General features: G+C 60.8%; 31 protein-coding genes. 4 read left to right on the top strand and 27 right to left on the bottom strand.

Features of this window, described 5'->3' with window-relative positions:
- Positions 1 to 44 precede the first annotated feature (44 nt).
- The 4 genes from OIK44_RS00455 to OIK44_RS00440 form a co-directional block, all read right to left on the bottom strand.
- Entirely contained in the window at positions 45 to 794 is a 750-nt protein-coding gene (locus tag OIK44_RS00455) for an SIMPL domain-containing protein (RefSeq protein ID WP_273668681.1), read from the bottom strand.
- A 194-nt stretch (positions 795 to 988) separates the two neighbouring features.
- Positions 989 to 2,005, bottom strand: coding sequence for a ketol-acid reductoisomerase (gene ilvC / locus OIK44_RS00450; RefSeq protein ID WP_273668680.1), 1,017 nt, complete (start codon positions 2,003 to 2,005; stop codon positions 989 to 991).
- A 65-nt stretch (positions 2,006 to 2,070) separates the two neighbouring features.
- Positions 2,071 to 2,562 (bottom strand): acetolactate synthase small subunit, encoded by a 492-nt coding sequence (ilvN, locus tag OIK44_RS00445; RefSeq protein ID WP_273668679.1) that lies wholly within the window; start codon positions 2,560 to 2,562, stop codon positions 2,071 to 2,073.
- Between the two features lies 1 nt (position 2,563).
- The gene (locus OIK44_RS00440) at positions 2,564 to 4,291 is read right to left on the bottom strand and encodes an acetolactate synthase 3 catalytic subunit (protein WP_273668678.1); all 1,728 of its coding nucleotides are present in this window, start codon (positions 4,289 to 4,291) and stop codon (positions 2,564 to 2,566) included.
- A 545-nt stretch (positions 4,292 to 4,836) separates the two neighbouring features.
- Between OIK44_RS00440 and OIK44_RS00435 the strand changes: the two genes are divergently transcribed.
- Genes OIK44_RS00435 through OIK44_RS00420 form a run of 4 tightly spaced genes read left to right on the top strand, consistent with a single transcriptional unit; the run spans position 4,837 to position 7,112 of the window.
- A complete protein-coding gene (locus OIK44_RS00435) occupies positions 4,837 to 5,406 on the top strand; it encodes an RNA polymerase sigma factor (protein ID WP_273668677.1) in 570 nt (189 codons plus the stop codon).
- Positions 5,403 to 5,804 (top strand): DUF3619 family protein, encoded by a 402-nt coding sequence (locus OIK44_RS00430; RefSeq protein WP_273668676.1) that lies wholly within the window; start codon positions 5,403 to 5,405, stop codon positions 5,802 to 5,804. The genes OIK44_RS00435 and OIK44_RS00430 overlap by 4 nt, the downstream gene beginning before the upstream one ends.
- A gap of 2 nt (positions 5,805 to 5,806) precedes the next feature.
- Positions 5,807 to 6,595 carry a DUF3106 domain-containing protein gene (locus OIK44_RS00425; RefSeq protein ID WP_273668675.1) on the top strand — a complete coding sequence of 263 codons (789 nt, stop codon included), beginning with the start codon at positions 5,807 to 5,809 and terminating at the stop codon, positions 6,593 to 6,595.
- Positions 6,585 to 7,112: an RDD family protein gene (locus OIK44_RS00420; protein ID WP_273668674.1), complete on the top strand. Its 528-nt coding sequence runs from the start codon at positions 6,585 to 6,587 to the stop codon at positions 7,110 to 7,112. Before OIK44_RS00425 ends, OIK44_RS00420 begins: the two co-directional genes overlap by 11 nt.
- 96 nt (positions 7,113 to 7,208) lie before the next feature.
- On the opposite strand, the gene OIK44_RS00415 is transcribed toward OIK44_RS00420, so the two are convergent.
- The 23 genes from OIK44_RS00415 to kynA all read right to left on the bottom strand — a co-directional run bounded on the left by OIK44_RS00415 (position 7,209) and on the right by kynA (position 24,570).
- Positions 7,209 to 7,955, bottom strand: a complete 747-nt coding sequence (locus OIK44_RS00415; RefSeq protein ID WP_273668673.1) for an rRNA pseudouridine synthase — start codon at positions 7,953 to 7,955, stop codon at positions 7,209 to 7,211.
- 429 nt (positions 7,956 to 8,384) lie between these two features.
- Positions 8,385 to 8,759 (bottom strand): hypothetical protein, encoded by a 375-nt coding sequence (locus OIK44_RS00405; protein WP_273668672.1) that lies wholly within the window; start codon positions 8,757 to 8,759, stop codon positions 8,385 to 8,387.
- Between the two features lie 9 nt (positions 8,760 to 8,768).
- Positions 8,769 to 9,218, bottom strand: a complete 450-nt coding sequence (locus tag OIK44_RS00400) for a hypothetical protein (protein WP_273668671.1) — start codon at positions 9,216 to 9,218, stop codon at positions 8,769 to 8,771.
- Positions 9,219 to 9,519: 301 nt separating this feature from the next.
- On the bottom strand, positions 9,520 to 9,996 hold the full coding sequence (locus OIK44_RS00395; protein WP_273668670.1) for a pentapeptide repeat-containing protein: 477 nt from the start codon (positions 9,994 to 9,996) through the stop codon (positions 9,520 to 9,522).
- 300 nt (positions 9,997 to 10,296) lie between these two features.
- Positions 10,297 to 10,785, bottom strand: a complete 489-nt coding sequence (locus OIK44_RS00390) for a hypothetical protein (RefSeq protein WP_273668669.1) — start codon at positions 10,783 to 10,785, stop codon at positions 10,297 to 10,299.
- A 512-nt stretch (positions 10,786 to 11,297) separates the two neighbouring features.
- Entirely contained in the window at positions 11,298 to 11,750 is a 453-nt protein-coding gene (locus OIK44_RS00385) for a DUF7684 family protein (RefSeq protein WP_273668668.1), read from the bottom strand.
- Entirely contained in the window at positions 11,750 to 11,947 is a 198-nt protein-coding gene (locus OIK44_RS00380) for a hypothetical protein (protein WP_273668667.1), read from the bottom strand. Before OIK44_RS00380 ends, OIK44_RS00385 begins: the two co-directional genes overlap by 1 nt.
- Positions 11,948 to 12,166: 219 nt before the next feature.
- Entirely contained in the window at positions 12,167 to 12,466 is a 300-nt protein-coding gene (locus OIK44_RS00375; protein WP_273668666.1) for a hypothetical protein, read from the bottom strand.
- Positions 12,467 to 12,498: 32 nt separating this feature from the next.
- On the bottom strand, positions 12,499 to 13,107 hold the full coding sequence (locus OIK44_RS00370; protein ID WP_273668665.1) for a methyltransferase domain-containing protein: 609 nt from the start codon (positions 13,105 to 13,107) through the stop codon (positions 12,499 to 12,501).
- Between the two features lie 32 nt (positions 13,108 to 13,139).
- The gene (gene ltaE, locus OIK44_RS00365) at positions 13,140 to 14,162 is read right to left on the bottom strand and encodes a low-specificity L-threonine aldolase (RefSeq protein WP_273669763.1); all 1,023 of its coding nucleotides are present in this window, start codon (positions 14,160 to 14,162) and stop codon (positions 13,140 to 13,142) included.
- 20 nt (positions 14,163 to 14,182) lie between these two features.
- On the bottom strand, positions 14,183 to 15,076 hold the full coding sequence (locus OIK44_RS00360) for a class I SAM-dependent methyltransferase (RefSeq protein WP_273668664.1): 894 nt from the start codon (positions 15,074 to 15,076) through the stop codon (positions 14,183 to 14,185).
- Positions 15,063 to 15,257, bottom strand: coding sequence for a Fe-S cluster assembly protein IscX (gene iscX / locus OIK44_RS00355; protein WP_273668663.1), 195 nt, complete (start codon positions 15,255 to 15,257; stop codon positions 15,063 to 15,065). Before iscX ends, OIK44_RS00360 begins: the two co-directional genes overlap by 14 nt.
- Before the next feature lie 16 nt (positions 15,258 to 15,273).
- The gene (gene fdx / locus OIK44_RS00350; protein WP_273668662.1) at positions 15,274 to 15,615 is read right to left on the bottom strand and encodes an ISC system 2Fe-2S type ferredoxin; all 342 of its coding nucleotides are present in this window, start codon (positions 15,613 to 15,615) and stop codon (positions 15,274 to 15,276) included.
- A 32-nt stretch (positions 15,616 to 15,647) separates the two neighbouring features.
- Positions 15,648 to 17,528: a Fe-S protein assembly chaperone HscA gene (hscA, locus tag OIK44_RS00345; protein ID WP_273668661.1), complete on the bottom strand. Its 1,881-nt coding sequence runs from the start codon at positions 17,526 to 17,528 to the stop codon at positions 15,648 to 15,650.
- A gap of 73 nt (positions 17,529 to 17,601) precedes the next feature.
- Positions 17,602 to 18,117, bottom strand: coding sequence for a Fe-S protein assembly co-chaperone HscB (gene hscB / locus OIK44_RS00340; RefSeq protein WP_273668660.1), 516 nt, complete (start codon positions 18,115 to 18,117; stop codon positions 17,602 to 17,604).
- Positions 18,118 to 18,179: 62 nt separating this feature from the next.
- Positions 18,180 to 18,503: an iron-sulfur cluster assembly protein IscA gene (gene iscA, locus OIK44_RS00335; RefSeq protein ID WP_273668659.1), complete on the bottom strand. Its 324-nt coding sequence runs from the start codon at positions 18,501 to 18,503 to the stop codon at positions 18,180 to 18,182.
- 51 nt (positions 18,504 to 18,554) lie between these two features.
- Positions 18,555 to 18,944 (bottom strand): Fe-S cluster assembly scaffold IscU, encoded by a 390-nt coding sequence (gene iscU, locus OIK44_RS00330; protein WP_273668658.1) that lies wholly within the window; start codon positions 18,942 to 18,944, stop codon positions 18,555 to 18,557.
- 56 nt (positions 18,945 to 19,000) lie between these two features.
- The gene (locus OIK44_RS00325) at positions 19,001 to 20,260 is read right to left on the bottom strand and encodes an IscS subfamily cysteine desulfurase (RefSeq protein WP_420213797.1); all 1,260 of its coding nucleotides are present in this window, start codon (positions 20,258 to 20,260) and stop codon (positions 19,001 to 19,003) included.
- Positions 20,261 to 20,298: 38 nt separating this feature from the next.
- Positions 20,299 to 20,775 carry a Fe-S cluster assembly transcriptional regulator IscR gene (gene iscR, locus OIK44_RS00320; protein ID WP_273668657.1) on the bottom strand — a complete coding sequence of 159 codons (477 nt, stop codon included), beginning with the start codon at positions 20,773 to 20,775 and terminating at the stop codon, positions 20,299 to 20,301.
- Between the two features lie 131 nt (positions 20,776 to 20,906).
- Complete coding sequence (locus tag OIK44_RS00315) at positions 20,907 to 21,458, bottom strand: NADAR family protein (RefSeq protein ID WP_273668656.1); 552 nt, start codon at positions 21,456 to 21,458, stop codon at positions 20,907 to 20,909.
- Positions 21,459 to 21,502: 44 nt separating this feature from the next.
- Complete coding sequence (locus OIK44_RS00310) at positions 21,503 to 22,267, bottom strand: uracil-DNA glycosylase family protein (RefSeq protein ID WP_273668655.1); 765 nt, start codon at positions 22,265 to 22,267, stop codon at positions 21,503 to 21,505.
- A gap of 130 nt (positions 22,268 to 22,397) precedes the next feature.
- Positions 22,398 to 23,513, bottom strand: coding sequence for a porin (locus OIK44_RS00305; RefSeq protein ID WP_273668654.1), 1,116 nt, complete (start codon positions 23,511 to 23,513; stop codon positions 22,398 to 22,400).
- A 214-nt stretch (positions 23,514 to 23,727) separates the two neighbouring features.
- Entirely contained in the window at positions 23,728 to 24,570 is an 843-nt protein-coding gene (gene kynA, locus OIK44_RS00300; protein WP_273668653.1) for a tryptophan 2,3-dioxygenase, read from the bottom strand.
- Between the last annotated feature and the right edge of the window lie 2 nt (positions 24,571 to 24,572).

The following is a 24,572-nucleotide window of genomic DNA, read 5'->3' as shown; positions in this document are numbered from 1 at the left end:
CCCCATTATAGAGGAGCGAACGGCAAAGAAAGCGATCAAATGGTTTACTTGAATTTAACTTTGCCCACCAGTCGCATCTCCAGCGTCGTCTCGCCCGGCTCGAAGCTCGGCTCCTCGACCGGCGCGGCGTCCTTGGCCATCGCCCGCATCCTCATCGGCGCGTCCTGGACGCTTTCGTGCTGGGCGTAATTGCCCGAGCCCTCGAAGTCGACCGTGTCGAGCACGGCGTCGGAAACCTTGCGGCCCATCGCGGCGGCGATCGCGGCGACGCGCTCGTTCAGGTTTTGGTAGGTGGCGGCGATGCGCTGGTCGTCGAGCTTCTTGGTGGTGGCCGGCGTCAGGCCGAAGTGCAGGCCGTTCAGCGACAGCACGCCTTGCGCGGCGGCGACGGTTTTCGGCAGCGCCGCCAGGTTGCTGGTGGTGAGCTGCAGGTACTGGCCGACGCGCCACGCCGTCGGCACGCGCGGCTTGGCCTGGGCGCCCGGCGGCAGCGGACGGTCTTCCGGATACACGGGATAGGTGTAGTAACCCTGGGTTTTCAGCACGGCTTGCGGGTCTTCCTTCTTGACGATCGCAATGCCCTTGTTCATTTTTTGGTTGACGCGCGACGCGGCCGCGGCCTTGTCCTTGTCCTGCTCTTCGATGGCCAGCGTGGCAACGACCTGGTCGTTGACGTGTTTGACTTCGCCGTATGCGGGCACCACCACGAGCGTGCCGCTGGTCGGCAGGGACTGGGCGTGCGCCTGGGCGCCCAAGGCGACGGTGGCGACGAGGATGGTTTTCAATACGGTCATAAATACTCCTAGGTTGATGAAACGCAAATGGGGCACGAATGCCCCATTTCATGCGCGAAACCAGCAAGACTGGCAGTAAAGTCAACTCTACAGGAATTTACCGGATTCCGGCCCGAACTCACAAATAGTTGCAAAATAGCCAGAATCTGTCGCCATCAACCGCCGGGGCCGGCGTGGCGCCGGCCCCTTGCCGCTTAGTTTTTCGACTGGTCGACCAGCTTGTTTTTGGCGATCCACGGCATCATCGCGCGCAGCTTGCCGCCCACCTCTTCGATCTGGTGCTCGGCCGTCAGGCGGCGGCGCGAGATCAGCGTCGGTGCGCCGGCCTTGTTTTCCAGGATGAAGCTCTTGGCGTATTCGCCGGTCTGGATGTCCTTCAGGCACTGGCGCATGGCGTTTTTCGTGTCTTCCGTGACGATGCGCGGACCCGTCACGTACTCGCCGTACTCGGCGTTGTTCGAGATCGAATAGTTCATGTTGGCGATGCCGCCTTCATAGATCAGGTCGACGATCAACTTGAGTTCGTGCAAGCACTCGAAGTAGGCCATCTCCGGAGCGTAACCGCCTTCGACCAGGGTTTCGAAGCCGGCCTTGATCAGTTCGACGGCGCCGCCGCACAGCACGGCTTGCTCGCCGAACAGATCGGTTTCGGTTTCTTCGCGGAAGTTCGTCTCGATGATGCCGGCGCGGCCGCCGCCGTTCGCCATCGCATACGACAGCGCGATGTCGCGGGCCACGCCGGACTTGTTCTGGTAGACGGCGATCAGGTGGGGCACGCCGCCGCCCTGGGCGTAGGTGCCGCGCACCGTGTGGCCCGGCGCTTTCGGCGCGATCATGATGACGTCGAGGTCGGCGCGCGGCACGACCTGGCCGTAATGCACATTGAAGCCGTGGGCGAAGGCCAGCACGGCGCCCTGCTTTGCGTGCGGGGCGACGTTCTCGTGGTAGACCTGGGCGATGTTCTCGTCCGGCAGCAAGATCATGATGACGTCGGCCGCCTTGACGGCGTCGTTGACTTCGGCGACCTTCAGGCCGGCGTTCTTCGCCTTGTTCCACGAGGCGCCGTCCTTGCGCAGGCCGACGGTGACGTCGATGCCGGAGTCGTTGAGGTTTTGCGCGTGGGCGTGGCCCTGCGAGCCGTAGCCGATGATGGCAACCTTCTTACCGGCGATGAGGGAGAGGTCGCAATCTTTGTCGTAAAAAACGTTCATGATATATCCTGATATGTAAAATTTTTGTTATGCGCAATGCGCGAAATGGTGGCGCTGCCGCCGGGTCACACTTTGAGGATGCGTTCGCCGCGTCCTATGCCGGAACCGCCGGTGCGGACGGTTTCCAGAATCGAGGCCCGGTCTATCGAATCGATGAAGGCGTCGAGCTTGACCTTGTTGCCGGTCAGTTCGATCGTATAGGTCTTTTCCGTGACGTCGATGATGCGGCCGCGGAAGATGTCGGCGGTGCGCTTCATTTCCTCGCGCTCCTTGCCGACGGCCCGCACCTTGATCAGCATCAGCTCCCTCTCGATGTGGGCGCCCTCGGTCAGATCGACCACCTTGACGACTTCGATGAGCCGGTTCAAGTGCTTGGTGATCTGCTCGATGATGTCGTCCGAGCCGCTGGTGACGACGGTCATGCGCGACAGCGTCGGGTCTTCCGTCGGCGCCACCGTCAGCGTTTCGATGTTGTAGCCGCGGGCCGAGAACAGGCCGACCACGCGCGACAGGGCGCCGGCTTCGTTTTCCAGCAAAACAGAGATAATGTGTCGCATCTTATAAGTCCTCCGAACCCAGCATCATTTCGGAGAGGCCCTTGCCCGCCTTCACCATCGGCCACACGTTTTCCGACTGATCGGTGATGAAGTTCATGAATACCAGCCTGTCTTTCATACCGAACGCCTCTTTCAAGGCGCCATCGACGTCGCCCGGTTTTTCAATTTTCATGCCGACGTGGCCATACGCTTCGGCCAGCTTCTCGAAGTCCGGCAGCGAATCCATATACGATTCCGAATAGCGCGAGCCGTAGTCGATCTGCTGCCACTGCCGCACCATGCCGAGGAAACGGTTGTTGAGCATGATGATCTTCGGCGTCAGGTGGTATTGCTTGCAGGTGGCCAGCTCCTGGATGCACATCTGGATCGAGCCCTCGCCGGTGATGCAGGCGACGGTGGCGTCCGGGTTGGCCATCTGCACGCCCATCGCATACGGCAGGCCGACGCCCATCGTGCCCAGGCCGCCGGAATTGATCCAGCGCCGCGGCTTGTCGAAGCGGTAGTACTGGGCCGCCCACATCTGATGCTGGCCGACGTCGGAGGTGATGAAGGCGTCGCCCTTGGTCAACTGGTAGACCTTTTCCACCACGGACTGGGGTTTGATCACCAGGTCCGAGCTCGGGTATTTCAGGCAATCGCGGCCGCGCCACTCTTCGATCTGCTTCCACCACGTCTTCAGCGCCGGCGCGTTGGGCTTGGCCTCGGCCGCGTCGAGCTGGGCGAGGAATTCGACCAGCACGTCCTTGACGTTGCCGACGATGGGGATGTCGACCTTGACCCGCTTCGAGATCGACGAGGGGTCGATGTCGACGTGGATGATTTTGCGCGGATGCGAGGCGAAATGCTTGGGGTTGCCGATGACGCGGTCGTCGAAGCGGGCGCCGATGGCGATCAGCACGTCGCAGTTCTGCATCGCCATGTTCGCCTCGTAGGTGCCGTGCATGCCCGGCATGCCGAGGAACTGCTCGCTCGACGCGCGGTAGGCGCCCAGGCCCATCAAGGTGTTGGTGCAGGGGAAGCCGAGCTTGTCGACGAGCTTGTTCAACTCCGGCGCCGCATTCGCCAGGATCACGCCGCCGCCCGTGTAGATCATCGGCCGCTCGGCCTGCAGCAGCAACTGCACGGCCTTGCGGATCTGCCCCGAATGGCCCTTGTCGACCGGACGGTAGGAGCGCATCTCGATCTCCTTCGGATACGCGAACACGCACTTGTGCATGCTGATATCCTTGGGGATGTCGACCAGCACGGGGCCGGGACGGCCGGTGCGGGCGATGAAGAAGGCTTTCTTGATCGTTTCGGCCAGATCCTTGACGTCCTTGACGAGGAAGTTGTGCTTGACCACGGGGCGGGTGATGCCGACGGTGTCGCATTCCTGGAAGGCGTCCTGGCCGATGGCGTAGCTCGGCACCTGGCCGGAGATGACCACCATCGGGATCGAATCCATATAGGCCGTCGACAGGCCGGTGACGGCGTTCGTTACGCCGGGGCCGGAGGTGACGAGGGCGACGCCGACCTTGTTCGAGCTGCGCGAATAGGCGTCGGCGGCGTGCACGGCGGCCTGCTCGTGGCGCACGAGCACATGCTGGAATTTGTTTTGCTGGAAGATGGCGTCATAGATGTACAGGACGGCCCCGCCCGGATAGCCGAAGACGTGCTCGACGCCCTCCTCCGCCAGACAGCGCACCAGTATTTCCGCGCCCGTGATGGGTAATGTTGCTTCTGTATTCATAAAACATTCCTTTCAAGGTCCATTGGGAGATTGATCGGATGCTCTTTCCTGACGATATACACGCTACGCAACAGTGCTCCTGCTTCCCTTCTCTCTGCGGGCGCGACATTTCTTTGGGTACCCATAGATACCTTACAAAACGCCGCTAGACGCAACTCGTTCGGCCGGAGTTTCTGTAGCGTTTACACGTATCTCTCGCGCTTGTGGCGCGGGTTAGAGCAAACTGCCTACATATGAAAGCGCGTCCTGTCGCGGTGGGCGTTGTGTGCCGAGGGCGACCAGACCATAGAGCTTCGGGGTGTTCAAAGCGTTCCATACGTTACTGCGTCGCACCATTGCGGTCAAGGTAAATTCTCGGGAAAGTGAATTTCCGGCCCCGAACGTCGTAAAAAACATGCAAGAACAGCGGTTTTTTGCTAGCATGCGCTCAGTTCGCAAAACGCCGCAAGCCAGGAGGCGGGCGGGCGCGGCCGCCAGGCCCGCCAGCGCCTCCCAGACCAGTGCTCCTAACCACCCCGTATCCCCGGCAGCCCGCTCCACATTGCATGGCAACAGACAAAGAACTCTCCGATTTTCTCCAACACGTCGAACGGCGCGCCTTCAAACAGGCCGCGTATGCCGTCCGCAAGGACGAGTCTGCGCTGGACATCGTGCAGGACGCGATGATCAAACTTGCCGAGAAGTATGGCGACAAGCCGGCCGCCGAGCTGCCGATGCTGTTCCAGCGCATCCTGCAGACGACCATACTCGACTACTTCCGCCGCGAAAAGGTGCGCAACACCTGGGTCAGCCTGTTCTCCGGCATGAAGCCGGCCGGCGACGAGCACGAGGACTTTGATATACTCGACACCTACGAGGCGGAGCAGGGCTCGCAGGCGGCCGAATCGAGCGCCGACCAGGTCGAGCGCGCGCAAATGCTTGATTTGATTGACGAAGAGGTACAAAAACTGCCGGCGCGTCAACGCGAAGCCTTCCTCATGCGTTACTGGCAAGACATGGACGTGGCTGAAACAGCCGAAGCGATGGGCTGCTCCGAGGGAAGCGTGAAAACGCATTGCTCCCGCGCAACTCACACCCTCGCCGAATCGCTGAAAGCCAAAGGAATAAAATTATGAATACCGATGATATCAATTTCGCCTACAAGGTGCGGCACGCGCTGAACGAAAAGCTCGACGACCTGCCGGCGTCGACGAGCGAGCGGCTGGCCGCCGCGCGCGCGCTGGCGATGGCGCGCAAGAAGGCGCACGCGCCCGTGCGCGTGGCCCACAGCGTGGCCGCCGGCAACGTCGGCCACCTGCTCTCGCAGCCCTTCGCCTGGCTGGGCCGGATGTCGCTGGTGCTGCCGCTGCTGCTGATGGGCGCCGGCCTGGTCGGCATCTACCAGTTCGAGCAAGACCAGCACATCGCCGAGCTGGCCGAGCTGGACGCGGCCGTGCTGTCGGACGAATTGCCGCTGACGGCCTATCTGGACCACGGCTTCAACGCCTACCTGACGACGAAACGCGAGCAATAGGCATGGCCCGCACCAAGGTTCGCAATGCATTGATCGGCCTGGGCGCGGCTGCGCTGGCGGGCGCCTCGTGGGTGAACGCGAACGCGCCGTCGGCGCCGGCGCCCGCCGCCGCGACGGCCCCGGCCACCCCGGCCGCCGGCACGCCCGTGCCCGCGAAAACCCTGAGCGCCGGCCGCGCCGCGCCGGCCAAGGGCGCGCCGAAAGCGCTCGACAAGCCGCGCTGGGCCGAACTCAGCCGTCCACAACAGGAAGCCCTGCTGCCGCTGGCGGCCGAATGGGACAAGCTGGAAAGCGCGCGCAAGCAAAAATGGCTGGACATCGCCAACCGCTTCGCCTCGATGAAGCCGGACGAGCAACTGCGCGTGCACGAACGCATGCGCGAATGGATCAAACTGACGCCGGAACAGCGCCGCCTGGTGCGCGAGAACTACACGCGCGCGAAGAAAATCGAACCGAGCCAGAAATCGGCGCAATGGGAACAGTACCAGCAACTGCCCGAAGACGAAAAACAAAAACTCGCCGCCGCCGCGGCCGCGAAGAAACAACTGGCGAATCTGCCGAGCGCGGCGCAAAGCAAGGCCAAGACCATCGCGCCGGTCAAGGCGCCTGTGGCGCCGCCGGCCGCCGCGCCTGGCGCCCTGCCGGCGCCGGCAACGCCGGCCACGCCGGCTGCTGCCCCGGCAAGCGCGCCGGCCGCGACAGTGCCGGCACCGGCGCCGGCTGCGCCGGCCAGCGCCCTCCCCTCCACCGTTACCCCGGCCAGCCCGGTAGCACCAACCAATGTCAAATAGTAAGCTCAGCATTACCACGCCCACCGTCCGACGCCGCCTCATCTGCATGATTTACGAAACGCTGCTGCTGGCGGCCGTGGAGCTGGCCGCCGTTGCCGTCTACCTGCTAGCGACGCAAAACCGCCAAACGACGGCCTACACGCACGGACTGCAATTCACGCTCTTCCTCGTCACGGCCGCCTACTTCATCCACTTCTGGAGCGACAGCGGCCACACGCTGGCGATGAAAACCTGGCGCATCAAACTGGTCAAGCCGGGCTACGCGCGGCTGCCGATCAAGATCGCGGCGGCGCGCTTCATGCTGGCGTGGGGATGGTTTTTGCCGGCGCTGGTGGCGTGCTACGCCTTCGACCTGCACAAGGGACAGATGGGCATCGCCATCGGCGTCGGCATGGCAGCCTGGGCCGCCACGGCCTTCCTCGACAAAGACCGCCAGATGCTGCACGACAAATTACTCGGCACGCGCCTGATCCTGCTGCCGAAGCCAGTCAAAGCGAACAAGAACAAAGCCGCTTAAAACACCGACGCCGCCGGGGTCTGACCCCGGTCGTCTGGGGTCAGACCCCGGTCGTCTGGGGTCAGACCCCAGCTGTCGACACAAGCCGCGCGCAACTCAAAAGCGCTCAAAATCCTGCAAATAGCGCCACTGCCCAGACTGCAGCGCCGCCATCGAAATACGCCCTACGCGCAGCCGCTTCATCGCCACCACCGACAGCCCCACCATCTTGCACATATGCTCGATCTGAGCGGGCTGCACCCCCTTCAGCGCAAAGCGCAACCGGGTTTCGTTCTGCCAACTCACCTTGATCGGCGCCAGCGGCTTGCCGTTGAACGGCAAGCCGTGATTGAGCAACGCCAACCCGTTCGGCGCGATATCGCCCGCCACCTCGACAATGAACTCCTGCTCGACCCGCGCCGCCTCATCCACCAGCTTGCGCGCGACGCGGAAATCCTGCGTGAAGATCAACAGACCGCTGGCCTTGGTGTCGAGCGGATTGGTCAGCGTCAGGCCATTCAAATGGCATTTCAGGAAACGCTTGCCGCCGTGGCCGGCCTCGGCCAGGGTATCCTTGCCAAGACAGCTCAGGGCCGGCGTGCCGTCGCGGCCGATGCCGGCGCTGAAGCCGGCAGGCTTGTGCAGCAGGATCGTCACCGGAGGAATCTCCTCCAGCGTGGCGCCGGGCGCCAGCTCGACTCGCTGCTCTGGGGCGACGCGCGCGCCCGGCTCCTCCACCAACTCGCCGTCCACGCTGACCCAGCCGCCCCCGATATACAGCTCGGCCTCGCGGCGCGAACAGGGAAGCGACTCCGCCAGGCGTTTGGCGAGGCGGACGGTGGAATCTGTACTGGAGGATGTCATTGAAAAGAGAGAAGAACGAAGGGAAAGCGGTATTGTACCTGCTATGCCACAGGCGGGCCGCAGGGGCAGTCAGAACCCGCTGCCAACGCTTGGCGCCGCCCGACATCCTGCGCAAACACCCAGCCAGCGCGATGTTGGCTTGGGTAAGACAAAGTTAGCAACGCACTGGATGGAAAATTAAGGCGTCACATCGCCGATATAGCCAGGGACGAAAGCGCTGCCATCGGCGCAAAAACGCCAATCCAGGCGCTGAAAGAATGGCAGCCGGCCAAACCGGAGCTATTCGTTAAACGCGCTCACGATCAAACGGGACTAGACAAATACCTACCCGGGAGAGTAATTGATCGGGCTGTAGCGGACTAACTTTCCCAGGCACCTCAGTTTTTCTCCGGCAGATCTGGAGTGCGACCATTTATCGAAACTAAATATTTACAACCCCGTATAACTAGTTATAAATTCCGATTTAATATAACGCATATCCTTATCCACGTAAACATGTGCGACCACGGCGCAGCCATTGCTCCGGCCATTTTCTTCGGAACGAATTATTCCTTGAAATCTGCCGGAAAACTCATCGTACGAATATTTAATATTTTTTCTCAACAGAAAATTTTCAACCGAAGCGCCACCAGACCCGACATGCAATTCCGAGTTTGCCGCAATAGAAAGTTCAGCTGCGGTGCGACCACAATTACCCATACTACCCCTACCCTTCCAAAGAAATACAGCGGCGATAATTACCAGAAACATTAGCACCCAGCACATCACATATTTAAAATTAATTTTTTCATGCTCATTTTTCATTTCGCACCATCAATTTCTACATTCAAACAGCATTTCCACATCGACTCTTGAATATTCAGAAAAAAACAAGGAGACAAATTTAACGCTCTCAGCCAAATTTCTCAAGTCATTTGGCAAAATTTCTAGCCCTATCGGATTGGTCGGGATGGCGATTTTTTCATACATCCCGATCCGATTTCGCGATATACGACTTACATCCTGCCAGTCAAAAACGTAGATCCCTCGCTTTGCGATATCTATGAAATCATCGGGCCGTGGCATTGGCACGAGCAATCTCGCATCAGAAACCACATCCAAGCCACATATGGACATTTCGACATCCTCGATCTGGATGGAGTTATTACTTAAAACACTAGAAGGAATTGCCCCCTCCCCTCCGGTAACGAACGCGGCCAGATTTCCTGCCGCATCGGATGCCAACCAAACACAGTCAACTCCTACTGGATATTGGTAGATCATAAAATCATCTTTCATCTGATTGAAACAAAGTACCTGGCGGGAACGGCTGACGCCCATAAGTGTCGAGTCCCCTTGGCCTCTGCGCTGCGGGTATCGCTAATCCGGCACCAAACGAGATAGCTCTCGCCGTCGTATGCCCCAACGACGACACTGATTGAATTCAACACGATTAATTTGAGAGAAAAATTTTCTGGATGCGGATACCTACTTGATCCCCGCCTTGTGGAGGCTTTCCACGCCAAACCCATCCCCCCCGTTCGGACCGACGAGTTCCGCAACCTTCGCAATTGACTGAGCCTGATCACTTTTTACAACGGGCCCCGACTGGATCAAACCCGACTGGCCAAATCGTCATATCATCATAAATGGCATCAAAAAATTCTGCCTCCTCTATTCTCTTGCATAGCAAATTAGCTCCGCATAGATTCGCGCCTCTAAAGCTGGCTCCACCTATATCTGCGCCCTCAAAGTTTGCTTTCCAAATATCTGCGCCAGAAAAGTCCGCATAGACTGCAACTGCTTGAGTGAAATCCGCACACCGCAGGTTCGCTCGCAGAAATAAGCTATTCATTAACGCTGCCCCTGCAAACGCTCCGCCCTCAATAATCGCGTCGTTGAAAATGGCATTTCTCACATTCGCATTGCGGAATGTCGCCTGGCTAAGATCCATTCCTTCGAATATTGCGCGATGTAGGCTGTCGCCGTCAAAGCACGCGCCGCTCAAAGAATCACGATCGACTATTCGTTCTTCTCCAGTTTCAAATCGAATAGTAATCAACGTTTTCCCCAATCAAAAAAAATCAATTTGAATTTCATAGATCAGCTTAGCATTAGCTGCACGTGTAAGAGGCGCGGCACCTGCAACAACCACCAGCATCTTTCCTGCCAACTTCCGGCAATATACCTATGAAAACGCTGATCAATTCATCCTTCTAGCCAAATTGGCATATCCAACCGACATCGGCGATCAACCGCCGGAATGTGGCATCGGTAAGACGCGGAAGGCGAACGCGCGTTTACGATCAAACGGGGCTGGAGACGCAGCAAGCGTGGCCATTAGCCTTTCTATTTCTCTGGCTCATGAATCTGCCCAGTGCTGACCAAGAAAATATTCAATCTCCACTCCCTTACCAACAATATCATTTCGATTATAAAAGTTCAAGCAATCAGGCAAAATCTTTCCTTTTCTTCTAGTTTTACTTTTATTCATAAATTTCATCGAATTAACTATCAGGCAATAGCGCAGACATCCCAAATTCTCGCCAGAATGATTACCACCTTTTATTACCGCAGAAAAATCAAACAGCAAACGACTCATAATCCAAAGATCAATCGTTTTAATGCTTCCACCCAACAATTTATTGAAGAAGTTACCATTAATCTCCCCAAGAAAAGGCTGAAGCTCTACGACCGCAAAGGCCAATTCTTCCGATTTATTTCTTTCGGCATAAAATAATCGAAGCTCTTGTAAATCCGAGCGCAAAGCACGATCCAACGATTGCGCTGCCTGATATGCAAAAAAACCAATTCCATCAAATAAATTCCTTACTACTTCGATCGATCCCACATAAATTCCTTTACAAAATTAGCGTGAGGACGGCTGTCTCCAAAACTTTCCATCAAGGCGCTTGATAGTAAATTTGATTTTTATCACCAATTGGATACAGCATTAATGAAGGAATAACCACTCCATTATCTCGTGGGCCAATCTTTGGCATAGGCAACATAGAGCCTACAGGAGCATTGAACTCCACGTAAGAGTTTGTTTTTGAAGGTGCCACAACACCCCAATTTTTCCCAGCTGTTTTTAGTGGCCCACACATGACGCAGACTGAGTAACGTATCTGTTTGGGCTCGATAGCATTGTCTCCCAAATTATGTCATTCCTACTAGGACTACCGGCACCTCCCCTGTTTGCCGAATCAGCGTAGCTCACTGCATCCTATCGTACCGCAGCGGCCAAATCCCAGCATCCATGCGGGTTTCCGCGCCATGCGTGGGGTGCGTTATCCAGTTAAAAGAGCGAGACCCCCTAATGCGAGTTTTGGGCCCGTCGCCATTGCGCCTCCGCCGCAGGCGTCACCGCCGCCCTAAATGGCACTCATTCCGAAGAGACATTAAGAGGTCGCAATCATATGGCAGTCCTGGCTCAAGAATTGCGAGTAAGGCTTCGTTAGAAATTTCTTCCAAAGTCGTCGTATAAACGAAGAAGTTAATGACGTCGCTTGGACAATCGTCATTATGGTACGTCGTCGCCACTGTTGCACAGCGGGACTGCCGAAAAATCAAGTTATCCACTAGATCGTGCAATTCTTCAGCAAAATCTCCCGCACAGACAAAATATGTACAACCATCCTCTAGCAAATCTTCAACAATTTCCTCCCAGAATATCAGAGAACCCGGCTCAGCGCGCCAGGCCGACAAAAGAGTTACGCGAGGAATAGCACCAGACGCAGCCAAGTCATCGCGGAAGCTGCGCCGATCAGAGATGATTAATCGCCTACCGTTCAAGCATGTGCGTTCCTGTTCCATTACTTCCCCAAAAGATCAAAAATCTTGTCAACGAAATTTTTTTGAATCTCAACGCGAATATCTTGGACGCGCGGAGCCTGCTGCGCCTCAATCTGAGCCTTGGACAGATTTTCCATACCTGGTCGCACCGTACCCCGCACCGGCCCTCGCTGGCGGTTACCAGCGGCGGCAACAGCACCGGGCGGCATTTTCGGCATGATACGAACGGTATACAAATGGGATACGACCAGTGGCCGATGGGATACGACAGGATACGAACAGGATACGAGTCACCCGTGCCACCGCTTCCGTCCGGCCCGCCGCTAAAGCTAGGCATTGTCCACGGACGAGACCGTGTTGGGATGTGGTCACTGACCCCGCGCCCCGGAAATAGCCACAGCTAATCCTCAACGACTTCTTGCCGAGTCAGTTTCAGATCATAAAAATTGCTCGTCCCATTTAGCAAGCCAATGCTCGCATTTATCATTCAAATCCGGCCAACACGATGCAATCCTTGTGAAGTGACTCTCCATCTCAGCCCTTGTCGGAAACGGATAAACTTCGTTCATATTCAAGGCCACTTCCACCTTATATTTATCGTCGGAATGGAACCATTCGCGTCTGACCTGACCAATTTCCTCACCATTATCGACCATACACCAAATTAACCTATCGAATACCTCTGACACTGCATCAGCTGGCAGGCCATTAACTCGATTGGCGACAATGTGTTCCATAAATTCTTTCATTCGCTGCATAGCTGATCCTCTTATGGCACTCTACGATAAACGGTGGTAATTGAACTATTCATAGGTAGCGGCTCACCTCTGGTGCTCTTCTGCACACCAAATGCATGCGATCTCACCATCGGCCCCGAAGAAATCACTTCAAATCCGGCAGCCTTTGCATCAAGCGCACCCATTGGCTTCGCAAATCTATTGGCGGGAGAACCCGTGACGTACAACATTCCACCCGGTTGCATTACCCTCGCCGTTTCCGCACTAACAGGATTGAACCCAAACGGATTTATAGAATGAGCCTGCGAGAATGATCCATTCTTAAAAGGCAGCTTAGTCGCATCCGCAACCACATTTACACCGTTTACAGCTCGAAGATCAACGTTGATTGCTCCAGCCATCGCGTTGTCCCCAGCATCCAGGTTCAAGGTTCGACCTCCCGAAGGAACACCGTCGGCCATTGATTGCATCTCAAGCCCGAAACCCAAAAAGGCCAAAAATGCCCGTCCAGCAGAGGTGGTAGCCAACGCGGCGGTGCCGGATCCGCCGAGCATCGCACTAGTCCCTGCTACCGCGAGAGGCTGTAATGGCTCATAAACACCACCATTACCATTCTGAACGTCGTTACGGTGTTGTTCCACGAACCTGTCAGCCGCTCCACCGCCCCCAGCTTTCAGCGGAAATAGGCGGCGAAGACGTCGACCAGGCGTCGCAGGTCGGCGCGGGTGGCGTCGAGGTGGGTCACGAGGCGCAGGCGAGGCGCCATCGACACGCGGATGCGCTCAGCCTGCAGCGCCGCGTTCAGCCCGGCGCAGGCATCCGCCGGCAGGTCGACGTAGAGGATGTTGGTTTGCGGCGTGCTGACGCTGATGCCGGGAATTTGCGCCAGCGCCTGCGCCAGGAAGGCGGCGTTGGCGTGGTCGTCCGCCAGCCGCGCGACGTTGTGTTCCAGCGCGTACATGCCGGCGGCGGCCAGGCCGCCCGCCTGGCGCATGCCGCCGCCCAGCATTTTGCGCCAGCGCTTGGCTTGGGCGATGAAGGTTTTGTCGCCGCACAGCAGCGAGCCGACGGGCGCGCCCAGCCCTTTCGACAGGCAGACGGAGACGCTGTCGAAACCGGCCACGGCGGCGCGCAGGCTGATGCCCTGTTTGACGGCGGCGTTGCAGATGCGCGCGCCGTCCAGGTGGGTGGCCAGGCCGCGGCCGTGCGCCAGCGCGGTCGCCTGCGCCAGGTAGTCGGCGCCCAGCACGCGCCCGCCTATGGTGTTTTCCAGGGCCAGCAGTTTGCTGCGCGCGAAGTGGAAGTCGTCCGGTTTGATTTGCGCCGCGATGTCGGCCAGCGCCAGGCTGCCGTCGGCCTGGTTGGCGATCGGCTGCGGCTGGATGCTGCCCAGCACGGCCGCGCCGCCCGCTTCGTAGCGGAAGGTGTGCGCTTCCTGGCCGACCAGGTATTCGTCGCCGCGGCCGCAGTGCACCAGCAGGCCGATCAGGTTGCTTTGCGTGCCGGACGGGGCGAACAGCACCGCCTCGAAGCCGAACAGCTCGGCCGCGTAGTCTTGCAGGCGGTTGACGCTGGGGTCGTCGCCGTAGACGTCGTCGCCCAGCGGCGCCGCGTGCATCGCTTCGCGCATCGCCGCGCCGGGGTGGGTGACGGTGTCGCTGCGCAGGTCCAGCCATTGCTCGTACAACTCACTAATCACGCGCCCTCGTTTGCGGTTTATTGAACGGCTTGCGCTTGAGCCACTTGCTCGGCGAAGAAGCGCTGCCCCATTTCTTCCAGTCCCAGCGTTTCCAGCACTTCGCTCAGGCGCTCGGTGGGGCGCTGGCGCGGCAGGTTTTTGTAGCTGGCGATGATCAGCTCGTTTTTCATCGAGTGTTCCCATCCTACCAGTTCCGTCACGCTGACCTGGTAGCCGTGGGCTTCCAGTTGCAGGCAGCGCAGCACGTTGGTGATCTGGCTGCCGAATTCGCGCGTGTGCAGCGGGTGGCGCCACAGTTCCGTCAGCGCGTTCTTGCCCAGGGCCTTGCCTTTGTTCTTCTTCAGCACGGAGGCCACTTCGGCCTGGCAGCACGGCACCAGCACCATGAATTTGGCGCGTTTTTTCAGGGCGAACTGGATGGCGTCGTCGGTCGCCGTGTTGCAGGCGTGCAGGGCCGTGACGACGTCGATCTGCCGCGGCAGCAGCTCCGACTCGGTCGATTCGGCCACCGACAGGTTGAGGAAGGACATGCCGGGGAAGTCCAGTTTCTTCGCCAGTTCCTGTGATTTTTGCACCAGTTCTTCGCGGGTTTCGATGCCGTAGATGCGCGAGCCGTCGTTCAAGGTCTTGAAGAACAGGTCGTACAGGATGAAGCCCAGGTAGGATTTGCCGGCGCCATGGTCCACCAGCGAGATGGCCGGATGGTCTTGCTGGATTTCCTTGAGCAGCGGCTCGATGAACTGGTACAGGTGGTAGACCTGTTTCAGTTTGCGCCGGCTGTCCTGGTTCATCTTGCCCTCGCGGGTCAGGATGTGCAGTTCTTGCAGCAGTGCGATGGACTGGCCCGGTTTGATCTCGGGCATGGCGGCTACGGTTGTGGCGACGTCCGCCACCGGCTTAGCGCGCTTCATCGATCCACGCCGCCTGTATCGCTTCCAGCACTTTTTCGCCGCCACGGCTGTGGTCGTCGTCGAAGCCTTCCAGGTCCACTACCCAGTTGTGCAGGTCGGTGAAGCGTATCGTCAGCGGGTCGATGTCCGGGTATTGGTCGTACAGCGCTTCCGCGATGACGTTGATGTCACTCCATTTCATGTCGGGCTCCGGTAAATTAGTGGCTGCCTTCGCTGACCTGGTTGATGGTGTACTTCGGAATTTCGACGACAAGGTCGGTGTCGGCGACGATGGCCTGGCACGACAGGCGCGACACGGCTTCCAGGCCCCAGGCCTTGTCGAGCAGGTCTTCTTCCGTTTCGTTCGCTTCGCCCAGCGAGGCGAAGCCTTCGCGCACCAGCACGTGGCAGGTGGTGCAGGCGCAGGATTTTTCGCAGGCGTGCTCGATGTGGATGTCGTTTTCGAGCATGACGTCGCACAGCGATTTGCCGGCCGGCGCGTCGATGACGGCGCCCTCGGGGCACAGTTTGGGGTGGGGCAGGAAGACGATTTGTGGCACTTGTAACCTCTAGATGTAAAGTTTGCGGCCGCTTAGGCGACCTGGTCCAGCGTTTTGCCCTTCAGGGCGCTGCGCACGCTGCGGTCCATGCGGCGCGAGGCGAATTCCTCGGTGCCGTTGGCGAGCGCCTCGACGGCCAGCTTGATGCCGCTGTGGCCGAGCGCGCCGGCGGCCGAGCCGGTGACGGCGTCGCGCACGGCCTGCATCAGCGCCGCGACGGCGGCGCGTTCGGCGGCGTCGAGCAGGCCGCCGTCCTCGTCCAGCGCCGACTGGGTCGCCAGCAGGATGCGCTCGGCCTCGACCTGCTCTTCGCGCAGCGCGCGCGCGGCCATGTCGACGTCGGCCGAGCTGTAGGAGTCTTGCAGCATGCGCGCGACGTCGTCGTCGCCCAGGCCGTAGGCCGGCTTGACGCTGATCGACGCTTCCACGCCGGAGCGCAGTTCGCGCGCCGACACCGACAGCAGGCCGTCGGCGTCGACCTGGTAGGTGATGCGGATGCGCGCGGCGCCGGCCACCATGGGCGGGATGCCGCGCAGCTCGAAGCGGGCCAGCGAGCGGCAGTCCGACACCAGTTCGCGTTCGCCCTGCAGCACGTGCACGGCCAGGGCCGTCTGGCCGTCCTTGAAGGTGGTGAATTCCTGGGCCCGCGCGCAGGGGATGGTGGAGTTGCGCGGGATGATCTTCTCGACCAGGCCGCCCATCGTCTCGATGCCCAGCGACAGCGGGATGACGTCCAGCAACAGCCAGTCGTCGCCGGCGGCGCGGTTGCCGGCCAGCAGATTGGCCTGCATCGCCGCACCCAGCGCGACCACCTTGTCGGGGTCGATGTTGGCGTGCGGGATGGTGTGGAAGTATTCGCCGACGGCGCGGCGCACGTGCGGCATGCGCGTTGCGCCGCCGACCATGACCACACCGTCGACGTCGTCGACGTCGACGTGGGCGTCGCGCAGCGCCTTCTTGATCGCGCTCATGGTCTTGGCGACCAGGTGCTTGGTGATGTCGGTGAAGGTTTCCGCCGTCACGCGCAGGCGCACTTCCTCGCCGGAGTTGAGGATGGCGTCCACGCTCACTTCGGCGTTGGTCGACAGCAGTTCCTTCGCCTCGCGCGCCTTCACTTTCAGGATCGCCGTGTCCTCGTCGGACAGGGGCGCCAGTTTTTCCTGCTCGTGTATCCAGCAGAACAGGCGGTGGTCGAAGTCGTCGCCGCCCAGGGCCGAGTCGCCGCCGGTGGAGAGCACCTCGAAGACGCCCTTGCTCAGTTTCAGGATCGAGATGTCGAAGGTGCCGCCGCCCAGGTCGTAGACGGCGTAGATGCCCTCGGAGGCGTTGTCGAGGCCGTAGGCGATGGCGGCGGCCGTGGGTTCGCTCAGCAGGCGCAGCACGTTCAGGCCGGCCAGCTGGGCCGCGTCCTTGGTGGCCTGGCGCTGGGCGTCGTCGAAGTAGGCCGGCACGGTGATGACGGCGCCGACCAGGTCGTCGCCGAGCGCGTCCTCGGCGCGCTGGCGCAGCGTGGCCAGGATCTGCGCCGAGATCTCCACCGGGCTTTTAATGCCGGCCACGGTTTTCAGTTGCACCATGCCTGGCGTGTCCTGGAAGTCGTAGGGCAGGTTTTCCGCGTAGGCGATGTCGTGCAGGCCGCGCCCCATGAAGCGCTTGACGGAGACGATGGTGTTTTTCGGGTCGGTGGTCTGGGCCGCCTGCGCCTTGTAGCCGATGTTGGCGTGGCCGTTCGGCAGGTAGCGCACGACGGACGGCAGCAAGGTGCGGCCCTCCTCGTCGGCCAGGACTTCGGGGATGCTGTTGCGCACGGTGGCGACCAGCGAATTGGTCGTGCCCAGGTCGATGCCGACGGCCAGCCGGTGCTGGTGCGGCGCGGTCGACATGCCCGGTTCGGAAATTTGCAGAAGTGCCATGTATGTATGCCTTGTGGCTCTGATTTAGTTAGATTCTTTGGCTGGCCGCTTGCGCCGGCGAGCCAGGGCTGGCCTAGGCCTCGATCGCCTCGAAGGCGAAGTGGACTTCCTCGCCGAATTTTTCCAGGAACATCAGCGCGCGCACGCCCTGGGCCGCCGCATGGAAATCGCCGGCGTCGAGCCGCGCGCCGACCTCGGCCAGGCGCGCCTTGCGCTCGGACTTCAGCTGCCCGTCAAGCGCCTCCAGCGCCGCCACATCCTTGCCGGCGCGCGCCTCGCCCAGCTCCTCGCGCCATTCCATCTGCTGCATCAGGAAGGCCATCGGCATGGCCGTGTTCGACTCCGTCTGCAGGTCGACGCCGTTCAGCTCGCACAGATACTGGGCCCGCTTTTGCGGCTTCTTCAGGGTCTGGTAGGCTTCGTTGGCGCGCGTGGCCCATTGCATCGCGACGCGCTTTTCGGCGTCGCTCGCGTTGACGAATTTATCGGGATGGACCCGGCTCTGGACTTCGCGGTAGGCCGCGTCGAGGGCGCCGGCGTCGAGCGCGAACTGTTGCGGCAGGTGGAAGAGTTCGAAATGGTTTTGCATGGCTACGTCTATCTGTTTGCTACTGGATCAATCAGATGACCGCGGCGCAAGGGGTGGTGGCTTTAGATGCGGAAGCTTTCGCCGCAGCCGCAGGCATCCTTCTCGTTCGGATTGTGGAACTTGAAGCCTTCGTTCAAGCCCTCGCGGGCGAAGTCGAGTTCGGTGCCGTCGATGTAGGGCAGGCTTTTCGGGTCGACGAAGACCTTGACGCCGTGCGACTCGAAGACGCTGTCCTCGGCGGCGACGTCATCGACATACTCGAGCTTGTAGGCCAGGCCCGAGCAGCCGGTGGTGCGCACGCCAAACCGCAGGCCGACGCCCTTGCCGCGGCGCTCGATGTAACGGCTGATGTGCTTCGCCGCTTTTTCCGTCAGGGTAATTGCCATTCATTCCTCCGCTCCCGTCCTCGCTGGAGGACGGGTGTCAAAAACTGCTGCTTATGCCGCCGCAGGGTGGCGGTTCTGGTAGTCCAGCACCGCGGCCTTGATGGCGTCTTCGGCCAGGATCGAGCAGTGGATCTTGACCGGCGGCAGCGCCAGTTCTTCGGCGATCTGCGTGTTCTTGATCGACAGCGCCTGGTCCAGGGTCTTGCCCTTGACCCACTCCGTCACCAGCGAGCTCGACGCGATGGCCGAACCGCAGCCGTAGGTCTTGAATTTCGCGTCTTCGATCAGGCCGTCCGCGCCCACCTTGATTTGCAGCTTCATCACGTCGCCGCAGGCCGGCGCGCCGACCATGCCGGTGCCGATCGTGTCGTCGCCCTTGTCGAAGGCGCCGACGTTGCGCGGGTTTTCGTAGTGATCGAGTACTTTTTCCGAGTATGCCATTTTGATGCTCCTAAATTTAAACCGGGCCTCCCGCGTGCGGGCGGCCATGAACGCAATTAGTGCGCCGCCCACTGGATCGAGTTGATGTCGATCCCTTCCTTGAACATGTCCCACAGCGGCGACAGCTCACGCAATTTGCTGACCTTGGCCTTGAGCAGCTCGACGGCGAAGTCGATGTCCGCCTCGGTCGAGAAGCGGCCGATGGTGAAGCGGATCGAGCTGTGCGCCAGTTCGTCGCTGCGGCCCAGCGCGCGCAGCACGTAGGACGGCTCCAGGCTGGCCGAGGTGCAGGCCGAACCGGACGACACGGCGATGTCCTTGATGGCCATGATCAGCGATTCGCCTTCGACGTAGTTGAAGCTGACGTTCAGGTTGTGCGGCACGCGGTGCGCCATGTCGCCGTTGACGTAGACTTCCTCGATTTCCTGCAAGCCCTTGGCCAGGCGGTCGCGCAGGGCCTGGATGCGGACGATTTCCGCGTCCATCTCTTCCTTGGCCAGGCGGAACGCCTCGCCCATGCCGACGATCTGGTGGGTCGGCAAGGTGCCCGAGCGCAGGCCGCGCTCGTGGCCGCCGCCGTGCATCTGCGCTTCGATGCGCACGCGCGGCTTGCGGCAGACGTACAGCGCGCCCACGCCTTTCGGGCCGTAGGTCTTGTGCGCCGTGAAGGTCATCAGGTCGACCTTGGTCTTTTGCAGGTCGATGGCCAGCTTGCCGGTGGCCTGGGCGGCGTCGCAGTGGAAGATGATGCCCTTCGAGCGGCACAGCGCGCCGATCTCGTCGATCGGCTGGATGACGCCGATTTCATTGTTGACCAGCATCACGGAGACGAGGATGGTGTCCGGGCGGATGGCCGCCGTCAGTTGCTCGATCGTGATCAGGCCGTTGTCCTGCGGCTCCAGGTAGGTGGCGTCGAAGCCGACGCGCTCCAGTTCGCGCACCGTGTCCAGCACGGCCTTGTGCTCGGTCTTGACGGTGATGATGTGCTTGCCCTTGGTCTTGTAGAACTGCGCCGCGCCCTTGATCGCCAGGTTGTTGCTTTCCGTCGCGCCCGAGGTCCAGATGATCTCGCGCGGGTCGGCGTTGACGAGGGCGGCCACGTGGCCGCGCGCCTCTTCGACGGCCTTTTCCGCGGTCCAGCCGTACATGTGGCTGCGCGAAGCGGGATTGCCGAACTGCTCGCGCAGGTAGGGGATCATCTTGTCGGCCACGCGCGGGTCGATCGGCGTCGTCGCCGAATAGTCCATATAGATGGGGAAATGCGGCGCCGTTTCAAAGTGCACTACTGGGCCAAGGTTTTTTTCGGGGGCATTCATCAAATCACTCCATGCATTCAAGCAGACTGTATATTCTATTAACCCAGCGCAACGTGGTTGCGATGCATCACCATCACGTTTTGTTCGGCGTTCTTTTGTCTCTGTTGGTCGACCAGATCCTGCAGGGACACAGAATCCAGGTAGTCGACCATTTTTTCATTCAGCGTAGACCACAGCTCATGCGTCATGCAGCGCGCGCCGGTGGCGGCGTCGGCGCCGTGGCAATGTTCCTTGCCGCCGCACTGGGTTGCGTCGAGGGGCTCGTCGACGGCGATGATGATGTCGGCCACCGTGACCTTGTCGGCGCGGCGCGCCAGACTGTAGCCGCCGCCGGGGCCGCGGATCGACTCGACGATCTCATGGCGGCGCAGCTTGCCGAACAATTGTTCCAGATACGACAGGGAAATCGACTGGCGCTGGCTGATGCCCGACAGCGTGACCGGACCCTTGCCCTGGCGCATGGCAAGATCGATCATTGCAGTCACGGCAAAACGGCCTTTAGTAGTCAGACGCATACCACCTCGGTTGAACTCGGTTAAAATGTCGCGTGTCCAACTAGGAAGCCCTGATTAGTTGAACGATTTAGTCAAGTATAACAAATCCGCGTGGGTTTGTCAGAGCGCCCCCAAAACGGCGCGGCCGGCGCTCAGGCGCGCAGGGCCGCGCGCACCTGCATCAATGCAAATCCCAACAGATTCAAGCCCTTCCAGCTGCCCGGCGCGGCGATGGCCGCATCGTTGGCGGCCATGCCGACGCCCCAGATCGGATCGACCGGGCTGGCCTCGACGATGACACTGTTGGCGCTAGACAACAGAAACTTCTTCAAAGACGGGTTTTGCCCGAATTTCGCCAGATTGCCGTCGAACACGATGGCTTCGCGCGCCCCCTCCCACTTGGCCGAGTCGAAATTGGCGACCAGGCGGCCGAGCTTTTTCACTTCGGACGGCAATTGCGCGGCGATGATGCGGGCTTCGACGGCCGTATCGCCGAACAGCGCGGCCTTGCGCGCCATCATGTAATGCTCGGCGGTGGGGTAGCGCACGCCGTCGACGCTGAAGGCGGCCGGATACCACTGGCTCATGCAGCTTTTGTCGACCAGCGAGGCTTTCGCCGGCGTGTGGCCCCAGAAACACAGATAGTCCGGGGTGGCGCCGGCGGCTATGGCGGCCAGCAACTCTTGGGTGTTTTTGATCTTCATATCGCTCAATTCATCATTTATTTAGAAATACGCGGGCAGCCGACTCAGGCCCGCAACAGGCGCATCGGCCCAAACAGTGCCTGCATCGCCCCATTGCCGATAAAGCTCAGGTTATACGGATGCTCCGACTGCACCTGCGGCAGCCGCGCCGCGGCCGGCAGGCGCTTCAACTGTTCGGCAATCTTCCCCCACAACACCAGGGTTGGCGCCGTGCGCTCGGCCAGCGCCCCCAGCACCACCTCCAGGAACGGCAGCCAGGCCCTGGCGTCCTGCACCGGCGGCACATGGGCGCGGAACACCAGCGCCGCGTTCAGCAGCAGGAAGCCGTGGCGCGTCAGGTTCGCCTGCAATTGCGCCAGCGTCTGGATCGTGCCATTGCCGCGCGCCCTGGCCGCCACCGGCGCCAGCGCGGCGCCCGAGGTGTCATCCAGGCGCAACTGACCGTCGGCCACCAGCAGCATCTTCATGAAATTGCGCAGCGAAGTGGCGCGGTTGACGGGCTTCGACAGGCCGGCCTCGGACCACAGGCTGGCGACGGCGCCGTCCATGAAGCAGACGCCGGTCGCGCTTTCGGCGCGCGGATACGGCCCCTCGCCCACCAGCACATACTTGACTTGCTCCAGCGGCAAGGCGAACGCGGCGAACAGGCGCTGCCCGGTCGGCAGGTAGCGATCCGCGGCCAGGGCCGGCAGATAGGCCGGGTCGGCCGCGGCGACGGCCTCCAGCCCCTTCAGCAATATCGGGCGCCAGGAAGCGTCGGCCAGGGCCAGCGCGTCAAGAATGGGGGCGGGAATGGAAGTCGAAGTCATCGGACGCAGCGCGCAAAAGTCCGAATTGTAGCGCAACGCCTGGTTTTCATCCCATCGGCACAGCCGGGGACAGACCACGATTTTCAAGAAACTATTCCTTGAAAATCGTGGTCTGTCCCCGGCTTTCGTTTTAGAACGCGTGCGTGATGCCGACGTTGAACAGCGACGAGTAGTCAAAGGCCTTGCCGTCGTGGCCGTCGTAGCCATCGATGCCGAACGCGGCATTGCCTTTGTTTTTGATGCGCGCATACGAGGTGTACAGCGTGGTGCGCTTGGACATCGAGTACAGGTAGCCCACGGCGTATTGGTCGGCCGTGTTGGCGTTCGAGTTCTTGCCCGTCGATCGGTTCCAGCTGGCCAGCACTTGGCCGTTCGAGGCCACCGGCGCGCTCACGCCCAGCAAGTAGTAGTTCGCCTTGTCTTCGACTCCGGCGGAGTTGGCCTTTTTGGTGGCCGCCAGCGCGTGCAGCTTGGCGGCGCCGAAGTCGTAGGTGAGGCCCAGCGCGTCGCTCTTCTGGTTGTAGTTGAGCGTCGCGGGGTTCACGACGCCGGCGCTGTTGTCGTGGATATGCACGTAGCCGACGTAGACCGGACCCTGGTTGTAGCTGACGCTGGCGATGCCGATGTTGCCGTGGCGCGACTCCGCCGCCTCGCCCAGGCCGTACAGCACGCTGCCGCTGAAGCCTTGCACGTTCGGCGTATCGTAGCGCACGCTGTTGTTGGCGCGGAAGGCGGACAAGCCCATCCAGCCCTGCTGCGGCACGCCTCCCAGGCGGCCGACCGGATACAGGGCCTTGTTGCCGGCATGGATGTTGCCGGCGGAACCGGCCAGGCCCACGCCCATCGGGTCCACGCTGCTGAGCAATTCGAATGCCGGCGTGTCCTGGCGGCCCAGGTGCACGGAGCCGTAGTTGCTGTTCAGGCCGACGCGGGAGGTACGGCCGAACAGGCGACCGCCCTGCTCGGACATGCCGTTGTCCAGTGTGATGCCCATTTCCAGCTTGAAGTCGGCGCTCAGGCCGCCGCCGAGGTCTTCCTTGCCTTTGAAGCCGAGGCGGCTGCCGGCCAGGTTGTTGCCGGCGCTGGAGTCGATGCGCGTCGTCGAGCCGTTCGATTGCAGGCCGCCATTGCTGCCGGAGTAGCGATTCAGCGAGACGTCGGCGATGCCGTAAATGGTCACGCTGGATTGCGCCGCCGCGAACGCTGGGGCGCCCAATACCGCAAGTGCTATCAGTGCTTTTTTCATTTTTGTCGTCTCGTAATTATTGAATGGATGCCACCATTCCATCATAGCCGCGATTGCCGGGGCCGCCTACCAAGACTCATGAAACTGTATTGTTAGTGCAACAAGTGGTCACTACCAATGGGAAAGTGCGGCACTGCGCACCAGGGGAAAGCCGGGGCCGGCCGCCGGGACCGGGGGCCGACCCCGGCTTGGGGTCGCGGCGCTGTCTGCGCGCTTACAGGGCGGTGCGCAGCTCGAACAACTCGGGGAACAGCACGACGTCGAGCATCTTGCGCAGGTAGCCGACGCCGTCGGTGCCGCCGGTGCCCGTCTTGAAGCCGATCACGCGCTCGACCGTGGTGGCGTGGCGGAAGCGCCACAGGCGGAACGCGGTTTCCAGGTCCACCAGTTTCTCCGCCAGTTCGTACAGCGGCCAGTATTGCTCGGTGTGCTGATACACCGTCGTCCAGGCCGCCTTGACGGAGGCGTTGCTGACGGTCGGCAGGCGCCAGTCGGCGCTCAGGCGTTCCGCGTCGACCGGCAGGCCGGCGCGCGCCATCACCATGACGGCCTCGTCGTAGATCGACGGCGCGCACAGCACGCCTTCGAGCGCCGCGTGGGCCGCCGCCTTGTGCCGGTGCACCTGCAGGTGGGTGGCGTTCTTGTTCCCCAGCAGGAACTCGATTTCCCGGTACTGGTGCGACTGGAAGCCGGACGATGCGCCCAGATACGGGCGGATCGCCGTGTATTCCGGCGGCGTCATCGTCGCCAGCACGTCCCAGGCGTGCACCAGCTGGTTCATGATGCTGGCGACGCGGGCCAGCATTTTGAAGGCCGCCGGCAACTGGTCGCGCTGCATGCAGGCGCGCACGGCGTGCAGCTCGTGCAGCATCAGTTTCATCCACAGCTCGCTGGTCTGGTGCTGGACGATGAACAGCATTTCATTGTGCTCGGGCGACTTCGGGTGCTGCGCCGACAGGATCACGTCCAGCGACAGGTAGTCGCCGTAGCTCATGGCGTCGCTGAAGTCGAGCTTGGCGCCGTGGTAGTCGGTCTTGCTGGAAAATGGGCATTCCATCT

Origin of the sequence: Janthinobacterium fluminis, from assembly GCF_028595325.1 — a bacterium.
In the GTDB taxonomy this organism is placed as follows: domain Bacteria; phylum Pseudomonadota; class Gammaproteobacteria; order Burkholderiales; family Burkholderiaceae_D; genus Janthinobacterium; species Janthinobacterium fluminis.
Note: the sequence above shows the minus strand (reverse complement) of the source record. Positions and strands in the feature narration are given on the sequence as shown.

What these genes read in the sequence shown, in the direction of transcription:
- OIK44_RS00455 (WP_273668681.1), bottom strand. Translation starts at nt 794, where the DNA reads ATGACCGTATTGAAAACCATCCTCGTCGCCACCGTCGCCTTGGGCGCC.
- ilvC (WP_273668680.1), bottom strand. Translation starts at nt 2,005, where the DNA reads ATGAACGTTTTTTACGACAAAGATTGCGACCTCTCCCTCATCGCCGGT.
- ilvN (WP_273668679.1), bottom strand. Translation starts at nt 2,562, where the DNA reads ATGCGACACATTATCTCTGTTTTGCTGGAAAACGAAGCCGGCGCCCTG.
- OIK44_RS00440 (WP_273668678.1), bottom strand. Translation starts at nt 4,291, where the DNA reads ATGAATACAGAAGCAACATTACCCATCACGGGCGCGGAAATACTGGTG.
- OIK44_RS00435 (WP_273668677.1), top strand. Translation starts at nt 4,837, where the DNA reads ATGGCAACAGACAAAGAACTCTCCGATTTTCTCCAACACGTCGAACGG.
- OIK44_RS00430 (WP_273668676.1), top strand. Translation starts at nt 5,403, where the DNA reads ATGAATACCGATGATATCAATTTCGCCTACAAGGTGCGGCACGCGCTG.
- OIK44_RS00425 (WP_273668675.1), top strand. Translation starts at nt 5,807, where the DNA reads ATGGCCCGCACCAAGGTTCGCAATGCATTGATCGGCCTGGGCGCGGCT.
- OIK44_RS00420 (WP_273668674.1), top strand. Translation starts at nt 6,585, where the DNA reads ATGTCAAATAGTAAGCTCAGCATTACCACGCCCACCGTCCGACGCCGC.
- OIK44_RS00415 (WP_273668673.1), bottom strand. Translation starts at nt 7,955, where the DNA reads ATGACATCCTCCAGTACAGATTCCACCGTCCGCCTCGCCAAACGCCTG.
- OIK44_RS00405 (WP_273668672.1), bottom strand. Translation starts at nt 8,759, where the DNA reads ATGAAAAATGAGCATGAAAAAATTAATTTTAAATATGTGATGTGCTGG.
- OIK44_RS00400 (WP_273668671.1), bottom strand. Translation starts at nt 9,218, where the DNA reads ATGATCTACCAATATCCAGTAGGAGTTGACTGTGTTTGGTTGGCATCC.
- OIK44_RS00385 (WP_273668668.1), bottom strand. Translation starts at nt 11,750, where the DNA reads ATGGAACAGGAACGCACATGCTTGAACGGTAGGCGATTAATCATCTCT.
- OIK44_RS00380 (WP_273668667.1), bottom strand. Translation starts at nt 11,947, where the DNA reads ATGCCGAAAATGCCGCCCGGTGCTGTTGCCGCCGCTGGTAACCGCCAG.
- OIK44_RS00375 (WP_273668666.1), bottom strand. Translation starts at nt 12,466, where the DNA reads ATGGAACACATTGTCGCCAATCGAGTTAATGGCCTGCCAGCTGATGCA.
- OIK44_RS00360 (WP_273668664.1), bottom strand. Translation starts at nt 15,076, where the DNA reads ATGAAGCGCGCTAAGCCGGTGGCGGACGTCGCCACAACCGTAGCCGCC.
- iscX (WP_273668663.1), bottom strand. Translation starts at nt 15,257, where the DNA reads ATGAAATGGAGTGACATCAACGTCATCGCGGAAGCGCTGTACGACCAA.
- hscA (WP_273668661.1), bottom strand. Translation starts at nt 17,528, where the DNA reads ATGGCACTTCTGCAAATTTCCGAACCGGGCATGTCGACCGCGCCGCAC.
- hscB (WP_273668660.1), bottom strand. Translation starts at nt 18,117, where the DNA reads ATGCAAAACCATTTCGAACTCTTCCACCTGCCGCAACAGTTCGCGCTC.
- iscA (WP_273668659.1), bottom strand. Translation starts at nt 18,503, where the DNA reads ATGGCAATTACCCTGACGGAAAAAGCGGCGAAGCACATCAGCCGTTAC.
- iscU (WP_273668658.1), bottom strand. Translation starts at nt 18,944, where the DNA reads ATGGCATACTCGGAAAAAGTACTCGATCACTACGAAAACCCGCGCAAC.
- OIK44_RS00325 (WP_420213797.1), bottom strand. Translation starts at nt 20,260, where the DNA reads ATGAATGCCCCCGAAAAAAACCTTGGCCCAGTAGTGCACTTTGAAACG.
- iscR (WP_273668657.1), bottom strand. Translation starts at nt 20,775, where the DNA reads ATGCGTCTGACTACTAAAGGCCGTTTTGCCGTGACTGCAATGATCGAT.
- OIK44_RS00315 (WP_273668656.1), bottom strand. Translation starts at nt 21,458, where the DNA reads ATGAAGATCAAAAACACCCAAGAGTTGCTGGCCGCCATAGCCGCCGGC.
- OIK44_RS00310 (WP_273668655.1), bottom strand. Translation starts at nt 22,267, where the DNA reads ATGACTTCGACTTCCATTCCCGCCCCCATTCTTGACGCGCTGGCCCTG.
- OIK44_RS00305 (WP_273668654.1), bottom strand. Translation starts at nt 23,513, where the DNA reads ATGAAAAAAGCACTGATAGCACTTGCGGTATTGGGCGCCCCAGCGTTC.
- kynA (WP_273668653.1), bottom strand. Translation starts at nt 24,570, where the DNA reads ATGGAATGCCCATTTTCCAGCAAGACCGACTACCACGGCGCCAAGCTC.